The following is a 1,065-nucleotide window of genomic DNA, read 5'->3' as shown; positions in this document are numbered from 1 at the left end:
TCGCGGGCGGTGGCGTGATCCTGACGCTCTTCCAGGCTCCGGACGGGGTCGCAAAGATCAACTCCGACGGTTATCGGGCACTCGTCGCACGGTTGCGCGGCAGCAAGCCGACGCCGGCTTCCGTCACCGCGACCACCGCGGCCACCCCGGCGACCACCGCGACCACCGCGACCACCGCGACCACCGCGACCACCGCGACCACCGCGGCCACCACCGCGGCCACCACCGCGGCCACCGCGGCCACCATCGGGGACGGTGCTGTGAGCGCCGCGTCCGACGCCAGCGCAGTCAGGACCTCGGTCGGCCGCCGCCGGGAGCCCGCCGTGCTCGAGGTACGTAACCTCAGCGTCCGTTTCGGCGGGGTGCAGGCACTCAAGGACGTCAACCTGCGCGTCGAACCGGGCATGGTGCTGGGCCTGATCGGCCCCAACGGCGCGGGCAAGACGACACTGCTCGACATCGTCACCGGCTTCACCACGCCGACATCGGGAGAGGTGCTGCTGGACGGGAACTCCATCGCAAGGTGGTCCCCGGTGCGCCGGGCACGGGCCGGACTCGCCCGGTCGTTCCAGGCGGTCGAGCTGTTCCCGGACATGACCGTCCGGGAGAACCTGCTCGCCGCGGCGGACGTCCAGAAGGCGAAGTATTACCTCACCGACCTCATCCGCCCCGGGCGGCAGCGTCCGTCCGCACTCATGGACGAGGTCGTCGAGGAGTTCGGGCTGGCGGATCTGCTTGACAGCATGCCCGCGGAGCTGCCGCACGGCCGGGCGCGACTCGTCGGTGTGGCCCGGGCCCTGCTCGCTGATCCCAGCGTGCTCTTCCTCGACGAGCCGGCCGCGGGCTTGGACTCCCATGAGAGTGCCGAGATCGGGACGGTCATCCGGGGGATCGCCGAGCGGCGCAACACCGCCGTGCTGTTGATCGAGCACGACATTCCGCTGGTCCTCGGCATCTGTGACCGCATCGCGGTACTCGACTTCGGCCAGAAGATCGCCGAAGGGCTCCCTGACGAGATCCGGACCAATCCCGATGTGATCCGTGCCTATCTCGGTGAGGACGCGA

1 protein-coding gene is annotated in these 1,065 nt (G+C 70.1%); it reads left to right on the top strand.

Annotated features, from left to right (window positions below; translation table 11 throughout):
- Positions 1-14 precede the first annotated feature (14 nt).
- Positions 15-1,065 (top strand): ABC transporter ATP-binding protein (locus U9980_RS13010; protein ID WP_322768145.1); only part of this gene is annotated, 1,051 nt, incomplete at its 3' end.

The sequence above is a fragment of the Protofrankia sp. Cr1 genome (assembly GCF_963555865.1).
In the GTDB taxonomy this organism is placed as follows: Bacteria; Actinomycetota; Actinomycetes; order Frankiales; family Frankiaceae; genus Protofrankia.
This window is presented reverse-complemented; position numbering and strand designations above follow the sequence as displayed.